The sequence below is a fragment of the Streptomyces sp. Y309 genome, from assembly GCF_056712025.1.
Window position 1 is genome coordinate 8,032,475 of sequence record NZ_CM160048.1, and the last position, 20,366, is coordinate 8,052,840.

22 protein-coding genes are annotated in these 20,366 nt (G+C 72.1%); 9 read left to right on the forward strand and 13 right to left on the reverse strand.

Going from position 1 to position 20,366, the window contains the following annotated elements; translation table 11 throughout:
- Positions 1–134 precede the first annotated feature (134 nt).
- The gene (locus AC0KTA_RS33600; protein ID WP_481051954.1) at positions 135–533 is read left to right on the forward strand and encodes a subtilase-type protease inhibitor; all 399 of its coding nucleotides are present in this window, start codon (positions 135–137) and stop codon (positions 531–533) included.
- Positions 534–574: 41 nt separating this feature from the next.
- Here the strand turns inward: AC0KTA_RS33600 and AC0KTA_RS33605 are convergent, their stop codons facing one another.
- The 5 genes from AC0KTA_RS33605 to AC0KTA_RS33625 form a co-directional block, all read right to left on the reverse strand.
- Entirely contained in the window at positions 575–733 is a 159-nt protein-coding gene (locus tag AC0KTA_RS33605) for a hypothetical protein (protein ID WP_037656815.1), read from the reverse strand.
- Between the two features lie 97 nt (positions 734–830).
- Entirely contained in the window at positions 831–1,790 is a 960-nt protein-coding gene (locus AC0KTA_RS33610; protein ID WP_481051955.1) for a cytochrome c oxidase assembly protein, read from the reverse strand.
- 111 nt (positions 1,791–1,901) lie between these two features.
- Positions 1,902–2,927, reverse strand: a complete 1,026-nt coding sequence (locus AC0KTA_RS33615; protein WP_481051956.1) for a 6-phosphofructokinase — start codon at positions 2,925–2,927, stop codon at positions 1,902–1,904.
- A gap of 161 nt (positions 2,928–3,088) precedes the next feature.
- Positions 3,089–3,820, reverse strand: coding sequence for a type 1 glutamine amidotransferase (locus AC0KTA_RS33620; RefSeq protein WP_481051957.1), 732 nt, complete (start codon positions 3,818–3,820; stop codon positions 3,089–3,091).
- A gap of 39 nt (positions 3,821–3,859) precedes the next feature.
- Positions 3,860–5,107, reverse strand: coding sequence for a MurT ligase domain-containing protein (locus AC0KTA_RS33625; protein ID WP_481051958.1), 1,248 nt, complete (start codon positions 5,105–5,107; stop codon positions 3,860–3,862).
- Between the two features lie 169 nt (positions 5,108–5,276).
- On the opposite strand from AC0KTA_RS33625, the gene def reads away from it, so the two are divergent.
- The gene (def, locus tag AC0KTA_RS33630) at positions 5,277–5,822 is read left to right on the forward strand and encodes a peptide deformylase (RefSeq protein WP_481051959.1); all 546 of its coding nucleotides are present in this window, start codon (positions 5,277–5,279) and stop codon (positions 5,820–5,822) included.
- 37 nt (positions 5,823–5,859) lie between these two features.
- Here the strand turns inward: def and AC0KTA_RS33635 are convergent, their stop codons facing one another.
- On the reverse strand, positions 5,860–6,516 hold the full coding sequence (locus AC0KTA_RS33635; RefSeq protein WP_481051960.1) for a TetR/AcrR family transcriptional regulator: 657 nt from the start codon (positions 6,514–6,516) through the stop codon (positions 5,860–5,862).
- A 165-nt stretch (positions 6,517–6,681) separates the two neighbouring features.
- Here AC0KTA_RS33635 and AC0KTA_RS33640 point away from each other — a divergent pair, with 165 nt between their 5' ends.
- From AC0KTA_RS33640 to AC0KTA_RS33660, 5 genes are all read left to right on the forward strand, one after another.
- Positions 6,682–7,917 (forward strand): acyl-CoA dehydrogenase family protein, encoded by a 1,236-nt coding sequence (locus tag AC0KTA_RS33640; RefSeq protein ID WP_481051961.1) that lies wholly within the window; start codon positions 6,682–6,684, stop codon positions 7,915–7,917.
- 119 nt (positions 7,918–8,036) lie between these two features.
- Positions 8,037–9,185, forward strand: coding sequence for an isoaspartyl peptidase/L-asparaginase family protein (locus tag AC0KTA_RS33645; protein WP_481051962.1), 1,149 nt, complete (start codon positions 8,037–8,039; stop codon positions 9,183–9,185).
- Positions 9,186–9,257: 72 nt separating this feature from the next.
- Positions 9,258–9,707: a MarR family winged helix-turn-helix transcriptional regulator gene (locus tag AC0KTA_RS33650; RefSeq protein WP_481051963.1), complete on the forward strand. Its 450-nt coding sequence runs from the start codon at positions 9,258–9,260 to the stop codon at positions 9,705–9,707.
- A gap of 17 nt (positions 9,708–9,724) precedes the next feature.
- On the forward strand, positions 9,725–11,215 hold the full coding sequence (locus AC0KTA_RS33655) for an MFS transporter (protein ID WP_481051964.1): 1,491 nt from the start codon (positions 9,725–9,727) through the stop codon (positions 11,213–11,215).
- 95 nt (positions 11,216–11,310) lie between these two features.
- Positions 11,311–11,865: an isochorismatase family protein gene (locus tag AC0KTA_RS33660; protein ID WP_481051965.1), complete on the forward strand. Its 555-nt coding sequence runs from the start codon at positions 11,311–11,313 to the stop codon at positions 11,863–11,865.
- Between the two features lie 47 nt (positions 11,866–11,912).
- On the opposite strand, the gene AC0KTA_RS33665 is transcribed toward AC0KTA_RS33660, so the two are convergent.
- The 6 genes from AC0KTA_RS33665 to AC0KTA_RS33690 all read right to left on the reverse strand — a co-directional run bounded on the left by AC0KTA_RS33665 (position 11,913) and on the right by AC0KTA_RS33690 (position 17,512).
- A complete protein-coding gene (locus AC0KTA_RS33665; protein ID WP_481051966.1) occupies positions 11,913–12,698 on the reverse strand; it encodes a GNAT family N-acetyltransferase in 786 nt (261 codons plus the stop codon).
- 41 nt (positions 12,699–12,739) lie between these two features.
- Entirely contained in the window at positions 12,740–13,366 is a 627-nt protein-coding gene (locus AC0KTA_RS33670; RefSeq protein WP_481051967.1) for a trimeric intracellular cation channel family protein, read from the reverse strand.
- Positions 13,366–13,833, reverse strand: a complete 468-nt coding sequence (locus AC0KTA_RS33675; RefSeq protein WP_481051968.1) for a hypothetical protein — start codon at positions 13,831–13,833, stop codon at positions 13,366–13,368. The genes AC0KTA_RS33670 and AC0KTA_RS33675 overlap by 1 nt, the downstream gene beginning before the upstream one ends.
- A 304-nt stretch (positions 13,834–14,137) precedes the next feature.
- Positions 14,138–15,178: a PhlD gene (locus tag AC0KTA_RS33680; RefSeq protein ID WP_481051969.1), complete on the reverse strand. Its 1,041-nt coding sequence runs from the start codon at positions 15,176–15,178 to the stop codon at positions 14,138–14,140.
- A gap of 115 nt (positions 15,179–15,293) precedes the next feature.
- Positions 15,294–16,115, reverse strand: coding sequence for an MmyB family transcriptional regulator (locus AC0KTA_RS33685; protein WP_481051970.1), 822 nt, complete (start codon positions 16,113–16,115; stop codon positions 15,294–15,296).
- A 452-nt stretch (positions 16,116–16,567) separates the two neighbouring features.
- Positions 16,568–17,512, reverse strand: coding sequence for a Gfo/Idh/MocA family protein (locus AC0KTA_RS33690; protein WP_481051971.1), 945 nt, complete (start codon positions 17,510–17,512; stop codon positions 16,568–16,570).
- A gap of 497 nt (positions 17,513–18,009) precedes the next feature.
- Here AC0KTA_RS33690 and AC0KTA_RS33695 point away from each other — a divergent pair, with 497 nt between their 5' ends.
- Positions 18,010–18,606, forward strand: coding sequence for a TetR/AcrR family transcriptional regulator (locus AC0KTA_RS33695; RefSeq protein ID WP_481051972.1), 597 nt, complete (start codon positions 18,010–18,012; stop codon positions 18,604–18,606).
- On the opposite strand, the gene AC0KTA_RS33700 is transcribed toward AC0KTA_RS33695, so the two are convergent.
- Complete coding sequence (locus AC0KTA_RS33700; RefSeq protein ID WP_481051973.1) at positions 18,554–19,561, reverse strand: DMT family transporter; 1,008 nt, start codon at positions 19,559–19,561, stop codon at positions 18,554–18,556. The genes AC0KTA_RS33695 and AC0KTA_RS33700 overlap by 53 nt on opposite strands.
- 140 nt (positions 19,562–19,701) lie before the next feature.
- Between AC0KTA_RS33700 and AC0KTA_RS33705 the strand changes: the two genes are divergently transcribed.
- The gene (locus AC0KTA_RS33705) at positions 19,702–20,361 is read left to right on the forward strand and encodes a TetR/AcrR family transcriptional regulator (RefSeq protein ID WP_481051974.1); all 660 of its coding nucleotides are present in this window, start codon (positions 19,702–19,704) and stop codon (positions 20,359–20,361) included.
- The last annotated feature ends 5 nt before the right edge of the window (positions 20,362–20,366 follow it).

The window sequence follows — 20,366 nt, forward strand, 5'->3', positions numbered from 1 at the left end:
GGCAGGCCCCGTACGGGGGAGTGACCGGCGTGGCGGCTTGCCGGGCGTGGTGTTGCGAGGTGCTCTGACCGGTGCCCGACGTCCTTGACGCCACCGTCCGTGACCGGCGGTCCGGCGCAGCCCCCGGAGGTCCCATGCGCTCGCTCACTGTCACCTCGGCCGCCCTCATCGCGCTCGCCGCGGCCGCCGCGCCCGTCGCGGCGGCGCCCGGCGTCGACGCGCCGCCCCGTCAGCGCGGCGTCTTCCTGACCGTCTCCGGCGACGAGAACACCTGGATCCGGGGCGTGGTGCTGCGGTGCGCGCCCGAGCCCGGCGGTCACCACCCGCACGCGGCACGCGCCTGCGCGGAGCTGGACGCGGCAGGCGGCGACTTCGACAAGCTGGCGGGTGAGCCACGCCTGTGCACCAGGGAGTACGCCCCGGTCACCGTGAGCGCGACCGGGGAGTTCCGGGGCAGGCCCGTGGCCTGGCACAAGACGTACGGCAACGCGTGCGAGATGGGGTCGGGGACCGGGAACGTCTTCCGCTTCTGAGGCCGCCCGACCCTCACGGCCTGGCCCTCACGGCCCGCCCCTCACGTCGTCCGCGCGAACACCATCGCCACCGTGAGCAGCCCGAGCACCACCCAGCCGAACCACAGCCAGCCGTTGCTCCCGAGCGCCACCGTGTAGGCGGTCACCATCACCAGACCCCCGATGGTGAAAGCCCCCATCGTCTTCGTAGAACCAGGCATCGCCCTGCCTCCTCAAACGCAGGTCGGGCGTCCGGCTGGGCGCCGGCGCCGTGACCATGGGCCTGAGGCCATCCTCACCCGCGATGCGGTCCTGCCGCTAGCGTCCGCGCGCCGCCAGTGATGCCAGATAGGCGTTGTACGCCTCCAGCTCCTTGTCCCCGTCGCGGTCGGCGGCACGGTCCTTGCGGCGGCCTTCGCGCTGGTCGGAGCGGTACCACTGGAAGAGCAGGGCGAGCAGCACGAGCACCGAGGGGATCTCGCTGAAGGCCCAGGCGATGCCGCCGGCGGCGTTCTGGTCGGCGAGCGCCTCGACGCCGAGCGAGGCCGGCGGGTTCTTGTACGTGTCGATCATGGGCTCGGACGCCATCATCAGGGCGATGCCGAAGAAGGCGTGGAACGGCATGCCGGCGAAGAGCTCCAGCATCCGCATCAGGTAGCCGGGCCGGTGCGGGCCCGGGTCCACGCCCATGATCGGCCAGAAGAACACCAGGCCGACGGCGAGGAAGTGCACCATCATGCCGATGTGCCCGGTCTTGGAGCCCATCAGGGTGTCGAACAGCGGCGTGAAGTACAGCGCGTACAGGCTCGCGATGAACAGCGGGATGGTGAACGCGGGGTGCGTGATGATCCGTACGTAGCGGCTGTGCAGCAGCGCCAGGAGCAGCTCCCGCGGGCCCTTGCGGCCGCGGCCCGCGACCGGCAGCGCCCGCAGTGCCAGCGTGATCGGCGCGCCCATGAGCAGCAGGATCGGCGAGAGCATGCTGATGATCATGTGCTGCACCATGTGCACGCTGAACAGGACCATGCCGTAGTCGTTCAGCTTCGTGCACATCACGAGCAGGATGGTCAGGACGCCGATGACGAACGAGACGGTGCGGCCGACCGGCCACTTGTCGCCGCGCCGCACCAGGCGCACGACGCCCCACCCGTACAGGGCGAGGGCCACCAGGCAGCCGATGAGGAAGAAGGGGTCGGCCGAAGGCTCGAGCCCGCGCCCCAGCGTGAACGGCGGCAGATCCATGTTCATGCCATGCATGCCGTGCCCGCTGTGATCCATCCGCTGGCTCCTGTTTCGTGCAGATTGTGCGCTGTGTGTCCGCACCAGAGTAGAACCGCCCCCGGCCGCGCTTGCGACCGGGGGCGAGTACGTGAAATGCGGACTACCGGCTCAGAGCACGCACTCCGCTTCCGCGTACCGCTCCTCGGGCACGGTCTTCAGCGTCTCGACGGCCTCGGCCAGGGACACCATGACGATGTCCGTGCCGCGCAGCGCCGTCATCCGGCCGAACTCGCCGCGGTGCACGGCCTCCACGGCGTGCCAGCCGAAGCGGGTCGCGAGCACGCGGTCGTACGCGGTGGGGGTGCCGCCGCGCTGCACGTGGCCGAGGATCACCGGGCGGGCCTCCTTGCCGAGGCGCTGCTCCAGTTCGAGGGAGAGCTGGCGGGCGATGCCGGCGAACCGCTCGTGGCCGTAGACGTCCTTGACGCCCTCGTCGAACGCCATGCTGCCCTCACGGGGCTTGGCGCCCTCGGCGGCCACGACGATGGCGAACTTCTTGCCCGCCTCGAACCGCTCGCCGACCTTCTTCGCCAACTCCTCGATGTCGAAGGGCCGTTCCGGGACGACGATGGCGTGCGCGCCGGCCGCCATGCCGGAGTGCAGCGCGATCCAGCCGGTGTGCCGGCCCATGACCTCGACGATCAGGACGCGCTGGTGCGACTCGGCGGTGGTCTTCAGGCGGTCGAGGGCTTCGGTGGCGACGCCGACGGCCGTGTCGAAGCCGAACGTCACGTCCGTGACCGCGATGTCGTTGTCGATGGTCTTCGGTACGCCGACGATCGGCAGGCCCGCGTCCGACAGCAGGCGGGCGGCCTTGAGCGTGCCCTCGCCGCCGATCGGGATGATCGCGTCGAGGCCGAGGTCGGCCACGTGGCCCTTGGCGCGTTCGACGCCGTCACGCAGGTGGGCGGGCTGCACCCGCGAGGAGCCGAGGATCGTGCCGCCGCGCGCCAGAATGCCGCCCACCGCGTCCAGGTCCAGCTTGCGGTAGTCGCATTCGAGCAGTCCCTTCCAGCCGTCGTGGAAGCCGATGACCTCGTCGCCGTGGTCGACGACGGCACGGTGGACGACCGAACGGATGACGGCGTTCAGGCCGGGGCAGTCGCCGCCGGACGTCAGGACACCAATGCGCATAGCCCGGAATACCTTCGCTACGTGGGCCGAATCCCGGACCACGTCGTCCGGCTGGATCGCGGCCACCCTACCGGCGTGCGGTCTGTCCCCGCAGGGTCCGCCCACCCACTGGACACCCGCTCGGGGTGGGCTGGATTCCAGCCCGCCCGTTGTCCGAGGCGTTACGCGGGCTGCTGCTGCGCAGCGGCGATGCGCTCGCCGCGCAGGGCGTCGTACCACCGGTCGTCCGTCGGCGGCAGCGCGTTCACGTCGAGGGCCAGCTTCAGGAGCAGGTCCGCGATGAGCGGGTTGCGGGCGAGCACGGGCCCGTGCATGTACGTACCGAAGACCGTGCCGTTGTACGCGCCTTCGGTGCCGTCCCCCGTGCCGTTGCCCTTGCCGAGGCGGACGCGGGCGAAGGGGCGCGAGCCGGGGCCGATGTGCGTGATGCCCTGGTGGTTCTCGAAGCCGGTGAGCTCCGGCAGGCCGAGCTGCGGGTCGATGTCCGCGAGGACGTCGCCGACGCAGCGCTCGCCCTCGCCGCGCGTGGACACCACGTCGAGCAGGCCGAGGCCGGGCTCGCGCTGGCCGAGGTCGTTGATGAACTCGTTGCCGAGGATCTGGTAGCCCGCGCACACGGAGAAGACGATGGCGCCGTTGCCCACGGCCCGCTGCAGTCCGCCGTCGCGGCGCAGCCGCTCGGAGGCCAGGCGCTGCGGGCGGTCCTCGCCGCCGCCGATCAGGTAGATGTCGCCGGAGGTGGGCACCGGCTGGTCGCTGCGGACGTCGTACCGCTCGACCTGGAGGCCGCGCTGGTGGGCGCGGCGCTCGACGACGAGGGCGTTGCCCTGGTCTCCGTACGTGCTCAGCAGGTCGGGGTAGACCCACACCAGACGCAGGCTGTTGTCGCTCATGCTCATTGGTCCCTACGAAGGTCTCGAAGTCCGGTGGGGTCAGTTGCCGACGCGGCGGCGCAGGTCCTGGAACGCGGTGTAGTTCGCGATCGTCTCGATGCGGCCGGGCGGGGCGATCTGCACGGCCTCGTCGAGCGTCTCGCACACGCGGAAGTCGAGGCCTGCGACCTCCAGGCGGACGGCGAGGTCCAGCTTGCGGTCGCCGAGGACGAAGATCGGGTGACCGGCGAGGCGGGTGTAGTCGACGTCCCACAGCCAGGAGGTGTCGGTGCCGTCCGCGCCGCGGGCGTTCACGGAGAGGATCACCGGGGTGGGCGGCGGGTCGATGAGCGAAAACGTTTCGAGCCAGCCCGCCGGGTTCTTCGCGAGCAGCAGGCGCAGGTCGCGGCCCTGGAACTGCACGACGTCATAGCGTCCTGCGACCGCCTGCACCTGATACATCCGCTCCAGGGCGACCTGCGGGGGCACGCCGAAGACGGCGGCGACGGCGGCCGACGAGGTGGCGTTCGCCTTGTTCGCCCGGCCGGGGAGCTGGAGGTGGATCGGCCAGGCCGAGCCGTGCGGGTCGAGCACATAGTCCCCGGACAGGGCCCAGCTCGGCGCGGGGCGGCGGAAGCCGCAGTCGCCGCAGAACCAGTCGTCGCCGGGGCGCTGCATCACGCCGCCGCACGCCGGGCACGACCAGGCGTCGTCCTTCCACTCCTGGCCGGCGGCCACCCACACCACGTTCGGCGAGGAGGAGGCGGCCCACACGACCAGCGGGTCGTCGGCGTTGGCGATGACGACGGCCTTGGATCCCGACAGGCCCTCGCGCCACTTCTCGGCGAGCATGCGGGTCTCGGCGGCGCGGTCGAGCTGGTCGCGCGAGAGGTTGAGCAGCGCGATCGCCTTGGGGTCGACGTCACGGGCGACTCCCGCGAGGTACTTCTCGTCGACCTCGATCACGCCGAAGCGGGCGTCGGAGCCGCCCGCGAGCGCGGAGGTGATGCCGGCGGGCATGTTGGCACCGAGCGCGTTGGAGACGACCGGGCCGCTGGCGCGCAGGGCCTCGGCGATCAGCCGCGTGGTGGTCGTCTTGCCGTTCGTGGCCGAGACGAGCACCACGTCCAGGTGCGTGGCGAGCCGGCCCAGAAGCTCCGGGTCGAGCCTGAGGGCCACCTTGCCGCCGATCACCGAACCGCTGCCGCGGCCCGCCGCGCGCGACACCGCCGCGGCCGCCTTGCCCGCCGTCACGGCCAGCTTGGCCCGCGGCGACAGCGGGTCTGCACTGCCAGGGTGTCCTGCCATCAGTCTGGATCCTCCTTGCGTACGGCGCCGCGCCTGCCCGGCATCGTGTCGGGCCAGCCTATCGAGATCGACTGACAAGCCCGAATCACGGCACCCGTCACGGCACCTACGGCACCCGTCACGGCACCTGTCGACGGCACGGCTGTCCCTTGACCGTACTCTTGCCGCCATGCGACACGGCTCGATCCCGGGCGCCTCAGGGCGCGTACGACCCCTGACCCTGCTCGGTGACCCCGTGCTGCACACCCCCTGCGCGGAGGTGACCGACTTCGGCCCCCAACTGGCCGCGCTCGTGGAGGACATGTACGCCACGATGTACGCCGCGAGGGGGGTGGGCCTGGCCGCGAATCAGGTCGGCGTGGGCCTGCGGGTGTTCGTCTACGACTGCCCGGACGACGAGGACGTACGTCACCTCGGGCACCTGGTGAACCCGCGCCTGGTGGACGTGGACGGGGTGAGCGTGCGCGGACCCGAGGGGTGTCTGTCGCTGCCGGGCCTGGAGGCGGCGACCCCGCGCTTCGACCACGCCGTCGTCGAGGGCGTCACGCTGCGCGGGGAGCCGGTGCGGGTGCACGGCACCGGATTCTTCGCCCGCTGCCTCCAGCACGAGTACGACCACCTGGAGGGCGGGGTGTACACCGACCGCGTCACCGGGTGGCGCCGCCGCCGGGTGCTGCGCCAGGCGGCGCGGGCACCCTGGGCCGCCACCGCCTGAACCCGGGCGGTCCGGGGCGGACGCCGGTGACCGGACCTCAGAAGCCCGGCCCGCCCAGGCGGTTGCCCGCCGCCGCGAGCCGTCCCCACAGCAGGTCCGCCAGGCAGCGCACCAACTCGGCGCGGGAGCAGGGCCGTTCGCCGAGCCACCAGTCGCCGGCCGCGTGCATCATGCCGACGATGCCGTGGCCCCACACCCGCGCGAGCTGGGTGCTCTCCGGGCCGAGGTCGACCCGCTCCTCGATGACCTCGGCCAGCTCCTCGCCGAGCCGGCGCAGCAGGGGCACGGAGTGCAGGCCGACGTCGAAGCCGCCCTCGCCGCCCTGGTCGCCGGTCGGGCCCGCCTCCGACGGATGCATCAGGAAGCGGTAGACCTGGGGACGGGCCTCGATCGCCGCGAGGTAGGTGTCGAGCGTGGACTCCACGCGCTCCCTGCGCTCGGCGGGGGCATCCAGTGCGGCGCGCAGCGAGGCGAGCAGGGCGTCCGTGTGCCGCTTGGCGAGGGCCGCGTACAGGCCTCCCTTGTCGCCGAAGTGCCGGTACAGAATGGGCTTGGTGATGCCCGCCTCGGCGGCGATGGCGTTCATCGAGGCGCCGGGGCCGTCGCGGAGCACGACGCGGTCGGCCGCCTCGAGCAGTTCGCGCCGCCGTTGCTCGGCGGACCGTTGCTGATCGGTCCGCTGCGTGGTCTCCATGAAGTGATCTCTCCGCCCGATGCGATTGCTGACGCACGCGCAACGTAACACCCGCGCGGGGGTGCGCATCGAACGGGCTGCCGGGAGTTGACATCGGCTACCGGCCGGTAACAGACTCCAGTTACCGCAAGTAACGTAGCAGGTGTCCGCAGTCCTGGAGGGGTCATGGCCGAGTTCACCATGGAGCTCAACGACGAGCAGAAGGAGGTCCGTGACTGGCTCCACGGGTTCGCCGCCGACGTGATCCGCCCCGCCGCGGCCGAGTGGGACGAGCGCGAGGAGACGCCCTGGCCGGTGATCCAGGAGGCGGCGAAGGTCGGGATCTACTCCCTGGACTTCTACGCCCAGCAGTTCTTCGACCCCACCGGGCTCGGCATCCCGATGGCGATGGAGGAGCTGTTCTGGGGCGACGCGGGCATAGCCCTGTCCATAGTCGGCACCGGTCTGGCCGCGGTGGGCGTCCTTGCCAACGGCACCGAGGAGCAGATCGGCACCTGGATCCCGCAGATGTACGGCGACGTGAACGACGTGAAGGTCGCCGCCTTCTGTTCGTCCGAGCCGGACGCGGGCTCCGACGTGGCCTCCATGCGGACGCGCGCCGTCTATGACGAGGCCAAGGACGAGTGGGTCCTCAACGGCACCAAGACCTGGGCGACCAACGGCGGCATCGCGGGCGTCCACGTCGTCGTCGCGGTGGTCGACCCCGAGCTCGGCTCCAAGGGCCACGCGTCCTTCATCGTGCCGCCGGACACCCTCGGCCTGTCCCAGGGCCAGAAGTTCAAGAAGCACGGCATCCGCGCCTCGCACACCGCCGAGGTCGTCCTGGAGGACGTGCGCGTCCCCGGCTCCTGCCTGCTCGGCGGCAAGGGCAAGCTGGACGAGCGCCTGGCACGCGCGCGTGAGCGCGCGAAGAGTGCCGACAAGGACGGGGCGCGGTTGAAGAACGCCGCCATGGCCACGTTCGAGGCGTCCCGCCCGGCGGTCGGCGCGATGGCGGTGGGCACGGCCCGCGCCGCGTACGAAGAGGCCCTCGAGTACGCCAAGACGCGTACGCAGTTCGGCCGCCCCATCATCGACAACCAGGGCGTCGCCTTCCAACTGGCCGACATGCGTACGCAGATCGACGCGGCCCGGCTGCTCGTGTGGCGCGCCTCCTGGATGGCCACCACGGGCAAGAAGTTCGAGTCGGCCGAGGGCTCGATGTCCAAGCTGTTCGCCAGCGAGACCGCCAAGAAGGTCACCGCCCAGGCGATCCAGATCCTCGGCGGCAACGGCTTCACCCGCGAGTACCCGGTGGAGCGCATGCACCGGGACGCCGCCATCTACACCATCTTCGAGGGCACCAGCGAGATCCAGCGCCTGGTGATCGCCCGCACGCTCTCGGGGCTGCCGATCCGCTGACACGCGTGGGGAACCGCTACACGCGTGGGTAACCAGGGGGCGGTGTGACGCCGCCCCCTGGTTGACGTCATGTGCATGCCCTTACGGTGGGCCCGTCGCCGTCCTGCCAAGGAGTGCCCATGCGCATACGTCCCTTGACCTGGCTGATTTCCGCTGTTGCCGCCGCTGCCGCGGTCACGGCCACCGCGCTCGCCGTCCCGCAGGGGAGTGACCGGACGCCCGTGGACCGGGCGGCTCCCGCCGCCCTCGACGCGCGCCCCGCGGGCAAGGCCAAGCCCGACGCGCGCGACGTGGTGCTCGCCGTGCACGGCGGCGCCGGGACCGCGCTCGACCGGGACAAGACGACCCCGGAGCGCGAGAAGGCGTACCGGGACGGGCTCACCGAAGCCCTGAAGGCCGGGCAGAAGATCCTCGACAAGGGCGGCTCCAGCGTGGACGCCGTCCAGGCCGCCGTGCAGCGCCTTGAGGACAACCCGCTGTTCAACGCGGGCAAGGGCGCCGTCTTCACCGCCGACGCGGGCCATGAACTGGACGCGTCGATCATGCGCGGCTCGGACCTGAAGGCGGGTGCGGTGGCGGGCGTGAAGAGCCTGCGCAACCCCATCGCGGGCGCCCGCGCGGTCATGGACAAGTCCAAGCACGTCCTGCTCGCGGGCGAGGGCGCCGACGACTTCGGCGCGCGGCACGGCCTGAAGACCGTCACCCAGGACTACTACTGGACGCAGGCCCGCTGGGACGCCCTGATGGCCGCCAAGGAGCAGGAGAAGGGCGAGAAGGGCAAGAAGGGCAACAAGAAGGCCGCGGGCTCCCCGGCGGCGCTCGCCGACGCGCAGTCCAAGGGCACGGTCGGCGCGGTCGCCGTGGACGGCAGGCGCGACCTGGCGGCGGCCACCTCCACGGGCGGCATGACCAACAAGCTGCCCGGCCGCGTCGGCGACTCGCCGCTCATCGGCTCGGGGACGTACGCGAAGAACAGCACGGTCGCCGCGAGCGCCACCGGTGCCGGCGAGGTGTTCATCCGGGGCGCGGCCACCTCGACGATCTCCAACCTCATGGAGTTCAAGGGGGTCGGCGTCGCGACCGCCGCGTACGAGGTGATCGTCAAGCGGCTGCCGGGGCTCGGCGGCGACGGCGGGGTGATCGCGCTCGCGCCGAACGGGGAGTTCGACGCCCCGCACAGCAGCCCCGGCATGCTGCACGGCTATCTGACGAAGGACGGCAAGGTCGTCACGAAGATCTTCCCGGACGAGACGCCGCCGAACTCCTGAGCTGTGCTGGTGGCGTGACGAGTTAGACAGGCAACCTTGCAAGGTTGCCTGTCTAACTCGTACGATGATGCCATGACCGAGAAGCCCGGGAGTACGGCCAGGACCAGTCCGGAACAGCTCGCCGCCGATCTCACGGTGGCCGTCCGGCACGTCGTACGCAGGCTGCGCAACGAGTCGCCGGAGACCGGCCTGACCGCCTCGCAGAGGTCCGCGCTCGCACTGCTCGAGGAGGGGCCCGCCACCACCGCGGCCCTGGCCCGCGCCGAACACGTGCGGCCCCAGTCGATGCGGCTCACCGTCGGCGCGCTCGAAGCCGAAGGCCTGGTCGGGCGCGCGCCGGACCCGCATGACGGGCGGCAGTCCGTGGTGTCCATGACGGACGAGGGGCGCCGTGTGCTCGCCGAGGCGCGGGCCGCCAAGCACGGCTGGCTGTCGGCGGCCATCGCGGCCGACCTCGACGAGCGCGAGCAACGCCAACTGGCGGCCGCCGTCGAGCTGTTGGAACGGCTGGTCCGCAAGTGAGCGGGTTACGCCGCCGCATGGCACGGGCCCGGCCGGTACCGCTCCAGAAGCGGGACCCGGCGTCGTCTCAGGAGCGGGACCCGGCGTCAGCTCAGGGGCGGGACCTGGCGTCAGCTCAGGGGCGGGTCCCGGCGTCACGCGAGAACGAGAAGGGGGAACGGCGTGGCTTCGGCGCGCGGCTGACGGCGCCGCTGCTGCTCGGCTCCGTCCTCAACCCGCTCAACACCACCATGATCTCCACCGGTCTGGTGGCGATCGGGCACGACTTCGGCGTCGGACCCGCCGACACCGCCTGGCTGGTCTCCGTCCTCTACCTCGCGAGCGCCGTCGCCCAGCCCGTTCTCGGCAAGCTCGCCGACACCGTCGGCGCGCGCCGCGTCTTCCTCGGCGGGCTGATCGGCGTGGCCGCCTCGGGCCTCATCGGCGTGCTCGCGCCCGGGTTCGGCTGGTTGCTCGCCTCGCGGCTGCTGCTCGGCGTCGGTACGTCGGCCGCGTACCCGGCGGCGATGGCGGTCCTGCGCGACGAGTCCCGGCGCGTCGGCGTCCGCACGCCCCGCACCGTCCTGGGGCGGCTGTCCTTCGCGGCGCTCGGCAGCGCCGCCGTCGGGCCGACGCTCGGCGGGCTCCTCGTCGCCGCGGCGGGATGGCGCGGCATCTTCGCCGTCAACATCCCCGTGGCGCTGATCGCCTTCGCCGGGGCGCTGCGGTGGATCCCCGCCGACGGGCCCCGCGACCGCACGCGCCGCACTGCGCACCCTCTCGACTCACTCGGCATCCTGCTCTTCACCGGCGCCCTGAGCTGCCTCGTCTTCTTCCTGCTCGACCTCAGGAACCCCCTGTGGTGGCTGCTCGCCCCCGTGGCCGTGCTCGGCGCCCTCCTCACCCGGTGGCAGCTGCGCCACCCGCACCCCTTCATCGACCTGCGCATGCTGGGCCGCAACCACGCCCTCACCCGCACCTACCTGCGGCACGGCCTCAGCTACCTGATCGTGTACTGCGTGATGTACGGCTTCACCCAGTGGCTGGAGGAGGCGCGCGGCCTCTCCTCGCTGGGCACCGGGCTCGTGCTGCTGCCCATGTCCCTTGCCGCGCTCGGCTGTTCGCTGCTCGGCGCGCGCACCAAGGGCATCCGCGCCCCGCTCACCGTGTCGGCCGTGCTGCTCGTCGTGGGCAGCGCGGTGCTGTTCCGCACCACCGGCGGCACACCGCTCGTGGTCCTGCTGCTCGCCGGAGCCTGCTTCGGCATCCCGCAGGGCCTCATCGGCACCGGAAACCAGGCCGCCGTACAGGACTTCGCCCCCGCCGACGCCATCGGCTCCGCCGCGGGGCTCCAGCGCACCGCGCAGTACATCGGTGCCATCGCGGCCACCGGCCTGATCGGCCTCGCGTACGGTCAGCGCGCCACGGACGCCGGCCTGCACCTGATGACCGGGGTCGGCGCGGTGCTCGCGCTGGCCCTGATCGTCCTGACGGTCACCGACCGCGCACTGCGGACCCGGTCGCCCTGACGGCGATGGGCCGCGCACCGCGGGCCCGGCAGAAACCGCCCCCCTCCACCTACTTGACCCCGGCCACCCGCGCCGACACGACAGAGAGGCACACCATGACCGCCACCACCCTCGACCCGAACACCGCACTCGTCCTCGTCGACCTCCAGAAGGGCATCACCGCACTGCCCTCCGTCCACCCGTCCGAGCAGATCGTCGAGCGGGGCGCCCGGCTCGCCGAGGCCTTCCGCGCGCACGGACTCCCCGTCGTCCTGGTGCACGTGGTCGGCGGCGCCCCCGGGCGCACCGAGAGCGAGCTCCGGGGGCGCGGTGAGGTGCCCGCCGACTGGGCCGAGCTGCGTCCGGAGCTGAACCGGCAGGACAGCGACATCGTCGTCACCAAGCACCAGTGGGGCGCCTTCTACGGCACCGACCTCGACCTCCAACTGCGCCGCCGCGGCGTCACGCAGGTCGTCGTCGGCGGCATCGCGACGTCCATCGGCGTGGAGTCCACGGCCCGTGCCGCCCACGAGCACGGCTACCACGTCACGGTCGCCGTCGACGCGGTGACCGACCTCGACGAGCAGACGCACCGCAACAGCGTCGAGAAGATCTTCCCGCGGCTCGGCGAGACGGACACCACAGACGCGATCATCAAGCTGCTGGGCTGAGCTTGGGCTGCTGGGCCGAGCATGGGCCGGGCCGCCGGGCCGCCGGGTCAGGGCCGGTACACGTACGGCGTCGTCGTGCCCAGCTCCGCGAAGCCGAGGCGGCCCAGGATGGGGCGGCTCTGGTCGGAGGCGTCGACCTGGAGATAGTGCACGCCACGGGCCTGGGCGAGGCGGGCGCGGTAGGCGATCAGCGCGCGGTACACGCCCCGGCCGCGCCACTTCTCCACCGTGCCGCCGCCCCACAGCCCGGCGAAGTCCGTGCCCGGCCGGAACTCCAGGCGCGCCGAGCTGATGGGTACGTCACCGGCCAGGGCCACGACCGCCGCGATCGACTCCGGCGCCGAGGTGAGCTGGTCGAGCAGTTGGCGGCCGAGCGCGGTGCCGTCGGTGCCGAAGGCCTGCTCGTGCACGTCGATCACGAGCCGCACGCCGTCCGCGTCCGTGACCGGGAGCAGCCGGACGCCCTCGGGCGGCCCCGCGTCCAGGGGCAGTTCGTCGACGGCCGCCACCATCAGGGTCTCGGCGGGCTCGGGCGTGAATCCGGCCGCGAGGAGTCGGTCGGGCAGGTCGGCGGGGAGGTCGTAGGAGTACACCTTCCACTCGCATTCCAGGCCGAGGGCGGTGAAGTGGCGCACCTGGGCGGCGATCGCCTCGTCGGCGGTGGTCTCGTCGAGCCCGGACCAGAGGACGCCGTTCCAGTCGTGGGCGGTGCCCACGCGCCGTACGACACCGCCTGTCCGCTCGATCTGCACGCCGGGCCCGTCCGGCCCGTCCGTGTCCAGGTTTCGCCGTATCTGCCGGTCGTACGCCGCGAGCACCGCTGAGTGATCCATGCGGGTCACTTCAGCAGGGGTGCCGGGGTGGGGCAACGGAATTACGTTGGGGGCTGCCTGTCCGCTGCCCGGGCGAGCGGCGGCAGGTGCAGCGACTTGGTGATCGCGGCGAGGCGCAGGGCGAGCACGAGTCCGGCCGAGGTGACCGTGGTCGCGGTCGGGGACGCTCCCGCGTGGTGCAGGCCGAGGTAGCACAGGGCGCCCGCCAGGGCGGCGGTCGCGTACACCTCCTCGCGCAGCAGCAGCGGCGGGAACTGACCGCACAGCACATCGCGCACGACCTCGCCGGTCACGCCCGTGAGCACGGCGAGGATGACGACGGCGAGCGGTGTGACGTGCGCGTCGATGGCGGCCTGCGCGCCCATGACCGTCACCACGGACAGGCCGACCGCGTCCACCACCATCAGCGAGCGCTGGGGGAGTTCGCGGTGGCGCAGGTACAGCATCGTGGCCGCGCCGGTGCAGGCGACGACCGTGAGCAGGACCCAGTCGTGCGTCCAGTACAACGGGTGCCGGTCGAGGATGAGGTCGCGCAGGGTGCCGCCGGAGATGGACGCGACGAAGGCGAGCACGAGCCCGCCGAACGGGTCCATCCGCGCGCGGTGCGCGGCGAGGACGCCGCTGGCGGCGAAGGCGGCGATGCCGACGAGGTAGAGCGTGTGCAGCATCAGCGGGCGGCCGTGCTTTCGGTGACGGCGGTGTCGGCGGCAGCGCGGGGGGTGGCGCCGGTGGTGGCCATGGCCTTGGCCGTGTCTGCGCTGTCTTCCGTCGGGCGGGTGTCGTGGCCCGCGAGTGCGCGCACGGCTGCGGGTGCGCGCTCGCCCGCGGATGCGTCTTGGCGCGCTTCCGTGCCCACGCCCCGCGCGCCCGTGCCGACGCCCTGCCCGCGCGCTTTCCGCGTGCCCGCGCCCCGCGAGGCCGCGCCCCGCAGCGCCACGAGGACCGCCGCCGAGGCCACCACGGCGATCGTCAGGGCGAGGGCGTCGAGCCGCGGGTCCGCGCCGCCGTGCCGCGGCGCCGGACGGGGCTGCCCGCGCCGGGCGGGCGCGTTCGCGAGGAGGGCCGCGGTCAGCGCGCACACACCGGCGGCCCCCGCCGCCCTGAGCCACCACCTGGGATTCCGCGCCGTGAACATCCGTCCAGCTTGACCGCGGCGAGCCGGGGCGCACCATCGGTCACGTGGCCGGTTCGGGGTGGCCGAAAGGATGAATTGGGCCATACGAGTGACCAGGTCTCGCGCAAGCGCACGCAAACACCCGGCAAAGCCCTCCCCCTCCGGGCCACCGGTGGGGGAGGGTACGAGTGCGCCGAGGCGTGGTCACGACGGCGACACGACAAGCGACGGCGACACGACAAGCACAGACGCGGGCGCGGGCAGGAGCGTGAGCGGAAGCGGGAGCAATCGGTTGCGGGTCGGCTCGGGCGGGGCGGTGCCGGCGTCAGGCGTGCCAGCGGCAGCGCAGGGCCGCGGTCGTGAAGCCGGGCCCGAACGCGACGGTGTAGCCCCGGGCCCCGTCGGCGGGCGGCGCCGTGTGGGTGCGCTCCAGGACACGGAGGATGCTGACGCCGCCCAGGTTCCCCTCGTTGGCGAGGGTGTCCGTGGAGTGCCGCGCGTCCTCGGCACCGAGGCCGAGGGCGGCCGCGGTGTCGGAGATGATGCGCGGGCTGCCCGGATGGATGACCGCGAACTCGGCGCGCTGCGGGCCCACCCACTCCAGGAGCTGCGGCAGCACGTCGTCGGCCGCCGTCAACGCCTTCCGGGTGGAGTCGAAGTGGAACCCGTCCGCCGTGATCCGGCCGCGCTGGCGGTCTACGCTGCCCGGCAGCACGTACTCGTAGGAGTCCTCGATCACCAGGCCCGGGCCGAGGGGCTCGTCGGTGACGACCGCCGCGCCCGCGGAGTCACCGAAGAGGGCCTTGTAGATCATCGCCTCGATGCCGGTGTCGTTGTGGTGGTAGACGGAGGAGATGACCTCCGCCGCCACCACCAGCACTTTGCTGCCCGGTCGCACGGCGACCAGCTCCGCCGCCCGGATCAGGGCCATTGTGCCGCCGGGGCAGGCCAGCGTGGTCAGCGCGATCCTGCGCACCGTGGGCCGCAGCCCGAGCCGGGCCATGAGGTGGATGTCCAGGTTCGGCACGGACCAGCCGGTGGTGTGGGTGGTGACGATGGCATCGATGTCACCCGGGGTGAGGCCTGCCGCGTCCAGGGCCGCCGTGGCCGCCCGCTCCGCCATGACGAGGGCGTCGTCGAAGGCGGCGGTGGCGCGCTCGTGGATGTCCGCCGTGCCGGCCACGGTCGGTGAGTCCAGGGGGCGGGTGAAGTACCGGGTCTGGACGCCGCAGTTGCCGATGACACGCATGAACGCGCCGAGCCGGGGGTGCTCGGCGTGGTGCTTGCGTATGTCGTCGGTGATGTCGGTGGTCGTGACCTTGTGATCACCGACAACGGTCTGGGGTCTGAGGACATGAGCGGACACGAGATGGCTCCCACCGGCGCAGTCGTATGTGGAGGGCAGACACTAGGAAACGTACTGCACCTCGTCGAACGTGCGTCCAGTCGCGCCGGTTCCGGATACGGAATCCGCCGTGTGATCAGGTGGCCCGGAGCATGGGTGCTCTCGCGTGCACGCGCTCCCTTCCCGCGTGAAACACGAGGATCATCATCCGGGCGCCCGGAGCGGTCAAGGGCTGGGCCGCGCACATGATGACCCAGCCCGCGCCCTTCTCCGAGTGCAGCAGCGGCCGCTCGTCGCCGTCGGGGTGGGGGTAGGGCTTGTCCGCGCCGTACAGCGGCGCGGCCACGGGGTCGGCGAGCACTTCCTTCTCTATCTGCCGCAGGGTCTCGTCCTCCGGGCGCGAGGCCAGAGCCGCGCGCAACTGCGGCAGCAGCATGGGGGCCCAGGACGTGTCCCAGTCGAGCAGGATCTCGCGGGCGACCGGGTCGAGGACCATCCAGCGCATGATGTTGGCCGGGACCTCGCGGTCGGGGAACACCGCGGCGCACGCCTCGTTGTAGGTGAGCATGTCCCACGAGGCGTCCGTGACGTACGCGATGTGCGAGACGCCGTTGACCGCCTCCCGCCAGATCCCCGGCACCTCCTTGCCCGACGACAGATGCAACGGCCCAGGAGGATCCTGCAACAGGGCATACCTGCACAAGGACACCCACTCCTGCTCATTCAGCCCGAACAGGCGGGCCACATCGCGCAGCAGGGCGGTCGGGGGGTTCGGGTAGTTGCCGGACTCCAGGCGGTGGTACGTGCCCAGGGTGCGGTGGAGGAGCTGGTCGACCTGGTGTTGGGAGAGGCCGGGGGCGCGGCGGCCCTGGCCCGTCGTGCGGACGAACCCGTGCGATTCGGGGGCGATGAGGGCGCGTCGTTCGCGGAGCAGAGCGCGCAGCGCCGTCTTGTTCATGGTGGGTAATCCCTCTTCGTACACGCCGAGTTGAGCGTCAGCAGTCTAAATATTCGCAACTTCTTTGGGCATAAACATTGCCTGAAGAAAACGATCAGTCGATGCGGCATCATGGAGTACGCGAGACCACCGACCTGCAGGTTTGATCGTCGGCGGACTCGTGGGCACAACTCAGGGGCGTCCTGTTCGAGCAGCGTGAAATTGGCTGAAATTCCTCGGCGTCGGACACCCCCTACGCCTAGTGGGTCGCAGTCGGGCAGTGCGTGGGACCGGTTGTTCGTATTCCGATCTGTGTGGTCGGAAACTGAGCAGTGTGTACCTTCGCGGCAGTTACTGTCCGGTTCGGTTCCTGGGTTCACTGGCTGCGGCCGGTGCCGTCACTCGCCATTACGTAGCGGCCACGGTACCGGCCGCCCGTGTTGTTACGGGCGGCACGAGTGGCCCGGATTCGCTCAAGAGGCCCGAGTCGGCGCCTGGGCCGGAAGTTCCGTTCCCCTCCGCGCGTCCACTTGTCGTTCCGCGTCGGCGAGGATCTCCGTCACCCGGAGCCCGAAATGTACGTCGCAGGGATGCCGCTCTCCGCCGCCCGCCGCGCGTGCCAGCGCGCCGACCGCTGACCGGAACGCGTCGGTCGATTCTCCCCATCCGCTCGCGCCCCAACCCGGCGGCGCGGCCGTCCCGTTCTCGCCGCGGAACTCCAGCGTCAGGCCCGAGGCCGCGTGCGGCGCCCGCAGCGTGAGCGTCGCGGTGCTCGACGCGCCGCCCGCGTGCCGCAGGATCAGATGGACGGCGTCGGCGGGCCCGGGCGCCGCAGTCACCGACGTGACCTCGCCGAGCACCGTCGTGAGCACGGCCAGCGCGTGCGGGCCGACGTCCCAGAGTCCGCCCTTGTCCGCCCGCCACGGCGAGTCGAACGCGCCGGTGCCGTCCGCCGCGAAGAACGAGCTGTACCAGTCGGCGCGCGCCGTGAACCACGGCCCGTCCTGCGCCTGGAGTTCCAGCCACCGCGCCATGGGCGGCGCGAAGCGGAGCGTGAAGAACACGACGGACGCCACGCCGGCCCGGTCCACGGCCGCGGCGAGGCGGCGCGCCGCGTCCGGCGACGTGGCCACCGGCTTGTCGAGCAGCAGATGGCAGCCGGCCGCCGCGGCGCGTTCGGCCAGCGGTGCCTGGACGTCCGGCGGCACCGCGAAGGCGACCGCGTCGCTCGCGGCGAACAGCTCGTCGACGTCGTCGTACGCACTGACGGCGTACGACGACGCGAGCGCGGCCGCCGCCTCGGGGCGGCGGCCCCATATGCCCGACAGTGCGGCATCGGGGTGCGCGGCGAGCACCGGCGCGTGCGTCTGCGTCGCCCAGGGCCCCGTTCCGATCAAGCCCACTCGAAATCTGGTCATGCGCGCAGTATGGCGGAGCGGACTGTGGCTCCGGCCGTGCGGTGAGGTGGTCCCGGTCGTGCGGTGAGAGGGGGTGGTAAGGGGGGCGATGAGAGGTGGCAATGAGAGGAGGGTGCCTCCGGATGTTCCAGGTCTGGACCTGTTCGCTTTCGGGGCGCGACTTTCGACGCGCCGTCAACTCTCGTACGCTGAATGGCAATTCATGGCCACAGGTGAATTCACATTCACCTGTGGCTGATAGTGGGCGTCCGAAAGAGCGGGTGCGAGCTGTCCCGACTGTCCGGGAGTTTCCGACATCGGCCATTCCGGTGCGTGCGCGCCTCGGGGTCGTTCGTGGGTCTTCGAGGGGATCGGTGGCGCGGCGGCGGTCCCGGTCACGCGGACCGTGATCGGCGTCTCCATGTCCCGTCCGTCCGATTCGTGGTCCCCGCGGCGCCGCGCGCCATACGCTCGGACCCGGCCGCCCAAGTGGGCCGCCACCGACGGAAAGTGACGCCATGACCAGCTCGACCCCGCGTCCGGCGGCGTGTGCTCCGGGCCCGCCGCGCCGCGACGCCGAGGCGACGAAGGCCGCGATCGTGCGTGCCGCCCGCCATCTGCTCGCACGGCACGCGCACACCGACATCACGCTCAAGGCGGTGGCCGAACGGGCCGGCGTGAGCCCGCCGTTGGTCCTGAAGTACTTCGGCAGCAAGGACGCGCTGTTCGCCCAGGTCATGTCCTTCGAGGCGGACGCGGAGGCGGTGCTCGACGCGCCCCTGGAGGACCTCGGCCGCCACATGGTCCAGCACCTGCTGACCAGCCAGGCCGAGCGCGGCGCCGACCCCATCCTGCGCATCGTGTACGCACCACTGCACCGCGAGCACGGCTACGTCCTGCGCTCCAACTTCCGTACGCAGGTGGTGCACAGGCTCGGCCGGCGGCTGGCCGGACCGGACGCGGAGCTGCGCGCCGAGCTGGCCGTCGGGATGCTGCTCGGCCTCGGCGTGATGTACGGCATCGCGCGCGGCCAGCATCTGCGGTCCACGGCGATACCCGAGATCACCGACCGCTACGCACCCGCCGTGCAGGCCTGCCTGACGCCACCGGAGTGACCTCGGCCCCAGCCCCAGCCCCGGCCCCAGCCCCGGCCCCGTCCTCGGCCCCGCCGCCACGCCCCGCCGCGTCGCGGCCCCGCGCCCCCGAGGCCCCGCCCCGGTGCACCACCACGACCGCCCCGAGCCCGATCGCGAGCCCGAGGACCGTCTGCGGGCCGAACGGCTCCCCGAACATCGCCGCGCCCCACAGCGCCGTCACCGGCGCCATCAGGAACATCAGCGTGTTGACGCGGGTGACGCCGCCCCGGCGCAGGATCAGCCAGTACAGGCCGTACCCGCCGAACGTGGACAGCACCACCAGCCAGCCGATGGCCGCCCAGAACGACGCTTCGGCGGCGGGCGCCGCCGCGCCCAGGGCGAGCGCGAGCACGCTGAAGACGACCGCGCTGGTGACGCAGTGCACGGTCATCGCGGCAAGGGGTGCGACGGGCGTGCGGGTGCGGCGGTCCAGGAACGTCGCCGCGACCAGCGACAGCATGCCGAGGAACGGCACGAGGTAGGCCCACCAGGGCGCGCCCGTGCCGGCCGCCGCGTCGCCCGCCGTGACGACGGCCACGCCGGTCAGGCCGAGCGCGAGCCCCACCCACTGGGTGCGGGACACGTACTGCCCGAGCAGCGGCCCGGCGAGCGCGCCCGCGACGAGCGGCTGGGTGCCGTCGATCAGCGCTGTCGTGCCGCTGGAGACGCCGAGCTGGATCGCGTGGTAGACGGTCAGGAGATAGCCGCTCTGGGACAGTGCGCCGACGACCGCCTGGCGCGCGAGGTCACGGGCCGTGAGCCCGCGCCAGGACGCCCGGGCGACGGTCGCGGCGAGCAGCGCGAGGACGGCCGCCAGCGGCAGGAACCGCCACATCAGGACCGTCACCGCGGCCGCGCTGCCCGCGCCGAGCTTGGCGCCGATGAAGCCGGAGCTCCAGGTCAGCACGAATCCGATGGAGAGCAGGACGTTCACGACGCGCCTTCCACGGTCCGCCCGCGGGGGACCAAAAGTAGACCGATCTGTTTACTCCTTGGGAGTGAGTATACAGATCGGTTTACTATGGGGGAGGGCAGAGGCCAGTGGAGGCGGGTCCGTTGTGGTGAGGTGGACGCATGAGTGAGTACGCGAAGCAGGCATCGGAAGCGCCGCCGGTACCGGAAGCGCCGCCGGCGCCGGCGGCCGGGGGAGCGGGGCCGCGCCGCGTGCCCCTGACGCCCGGTGCGCGCCGCGTCCTGGAGGCGGCCGGGCGGCTGTTCTACGAGCGCGGCATCCATGCCGTCGGCGTGGACCTGATCGCGGCCGAGGCCGGCGTGACGAAGAAGACGCTGTACGACCGGTTCGGCTCCAAGGAGCAGATCGTCGTGGAGTATCTGGCGGACCGCGACGAGCGCTGGCGCGCCTTCCTCGCGGAGTATCTGGAGCGGGCCCGCGCCCCCAGGTCCCGGATCCTGGCCGTCTTCGACGCCTCGCGCGACTGGGCCGAAGAGAGCCTGCCCCGAGGGTGCAGCATGATCAACGCGCACGCCGAGATCACCGACCCCGCGCACCCCGCGTACGCGGTGATCACGGGGCAGAAGGCGTGGATGCTCGCGCTCTTCACCGACCTGGCCCGCGCGCTCGCGCCGCGCCGGGCGAAGTCCCTCGGCAGGTCGCTGATGCTGCTGCACGAGGGCGGCCTGGTCGCGTACGGCATGGGGATCTTCCCCGACGCGATCGAGCACGCCCGCCAGGACGCCCAGGCGCTGCTCAAGGCCGCGCGGCCGACCGCCTGAACCCT

Bases quoted from the DNA above. Each gene is read 5' to 3' on its own strand.
- AC0KTA_RS33600 (WP_481051954.1), top strand. From the start codon at position 135: ATGCGCTCGCTCACTGTCACCTCGGCCGCCCTCATCGCGCTCGCCGCG.
- AC0KTA_RS33605 (WP_037656815.1), bottom strand. From the start codon at position 733: ATGCCTGGTTCTACGAAGACGATGGGGGCTTTCACCATCGGGGGTCTG.
- AC0KTA_RS33610 (WP_481051955.1), bottom strand. From the start codon at position 1,790: ATGGATCACAGCGGGCACGGCATGCATGGCATGAACATGGATCTGCCG.
- AC0KTA_RS33615 (WP_481051956.1), bottom strand. From the start codon at position 2,927: ATGCGCATTGGTGTCCTGACGTCCGGCGGCGACTGCCCCGGCCTGAAC.
- AC0KTA_RS33620 (WP_481051957.1), bottom strand. From the start codon at position 3,820: ATGAGCGACAACAGCCTGCGTCTGGTGTGGGTCTACCCCGACCTGCTG.
- AC0KTA_RS33625 (WP_481051958.1), bottom strand. From the start codon at position 5,107: ATGGCAGGACACCCTGGCAGTGCAGACCCGCTGTCGCCGCGGGCCAAG.
- def (WP_481051959.1), top strand. From the start codon at position 5,277: ATGCGACACGGCTCGATCCCGGGCGCCTCAGGGCGCGTACGACCCCTG.
- AC0KTA_RS33635 (WP_481051960.1), bottom strand. From the start codon at position 6,516: ATGGAGACCACGCAGCGGACCGATCAGCAACGGTCCGCCGAGCAACGG.
- AC0KTA_RS33640 (WP_481051961.1), top strand. From the start codon at position 6,682: ATGGCCGAGTTCACCATGGAGCTCAACGACGAGCAGAAGGAGGTCCGT.
- AC0KTA_RS33645 (WP_481051962.1), top strand. From the start codon at position 8,037: ATGCGCATACGTCCCTTGACCTGGCTGATTTCCGCTGTTGCCGCCGCT.
- AC0KTA_RS33650 (WP_481051963.1), top strand. From the start codon at position 9,258: ATGACCGAGAAGCCCGGGAGTACGGCCAGGACCAGTCCGGAACAGCTC.
- AC0KTA_RS33655 (WP_481051964.1), top strand. From the start codon at position 9,725: ATGGCACGGGCCCGGCCGGTACCGCTCCAGAAGCGGGACCCGGCGTCG.
- AC0KTA_RS33660 (WP_481051965.1), top strand. From the start codon at position 11,311: ATGACCGCCACCACCCTCGACCCGAACACCGCACTCGTCCTCGTCGAC.
- AC0KTA_RS33665 (WP_481051966.1), bottom strand. From the start codon at position 12,698: ATGGATCACTCAGCGGTGCTCGCGGCGTACGACCGGCAGATACGGCGA.
- AC0KTA_RS33670 (WP_481051967.1), bottom strand. From the start codon at position 13,366: ATGCTGCACACGCTCTACCTCGTCGGCATCGCCGCCTTCGCCGCCAGC.
- AC0KTA_RS33675 (WP_481051968.1), bottom strand. From the start codon at position 13,833: ATGTTCACGGCGCGGAATCCCAGGTGGTGGCTCAGGGCGGCGGGGGCC.
- AC0KTA_RS33685 (WP_481051970.1), bottom strand. From the start codon at position 16,115: ATGAACAAGACGGCGCTGCGCGCTCTGCTCCGCGAACGACGCGCCCTC.
- AC0KTA_RS33690 (WP_481051971.1), bottom strand. From the start codon at position 17,512: ATGACCAGATTTCGAGTGGGCTTGATCGGAACGGGGCCCTGGGCGACG.
- AC0KTA_RS33695 (WP_481051972.1), top strand. From the start codon at position 18,010: ATGACCAGCTCGACCCCGCGTCCGGCGGCGTGTGCTCCGGGCCCGCCG.
- AC0KTA_RS33705 (WP_481051974.1), top strand. From the start codon at position 19,702: ATGAGTGAGTACGCGAAGCAGGCATCGGAAGCGCCGCCGGTACCGGAA.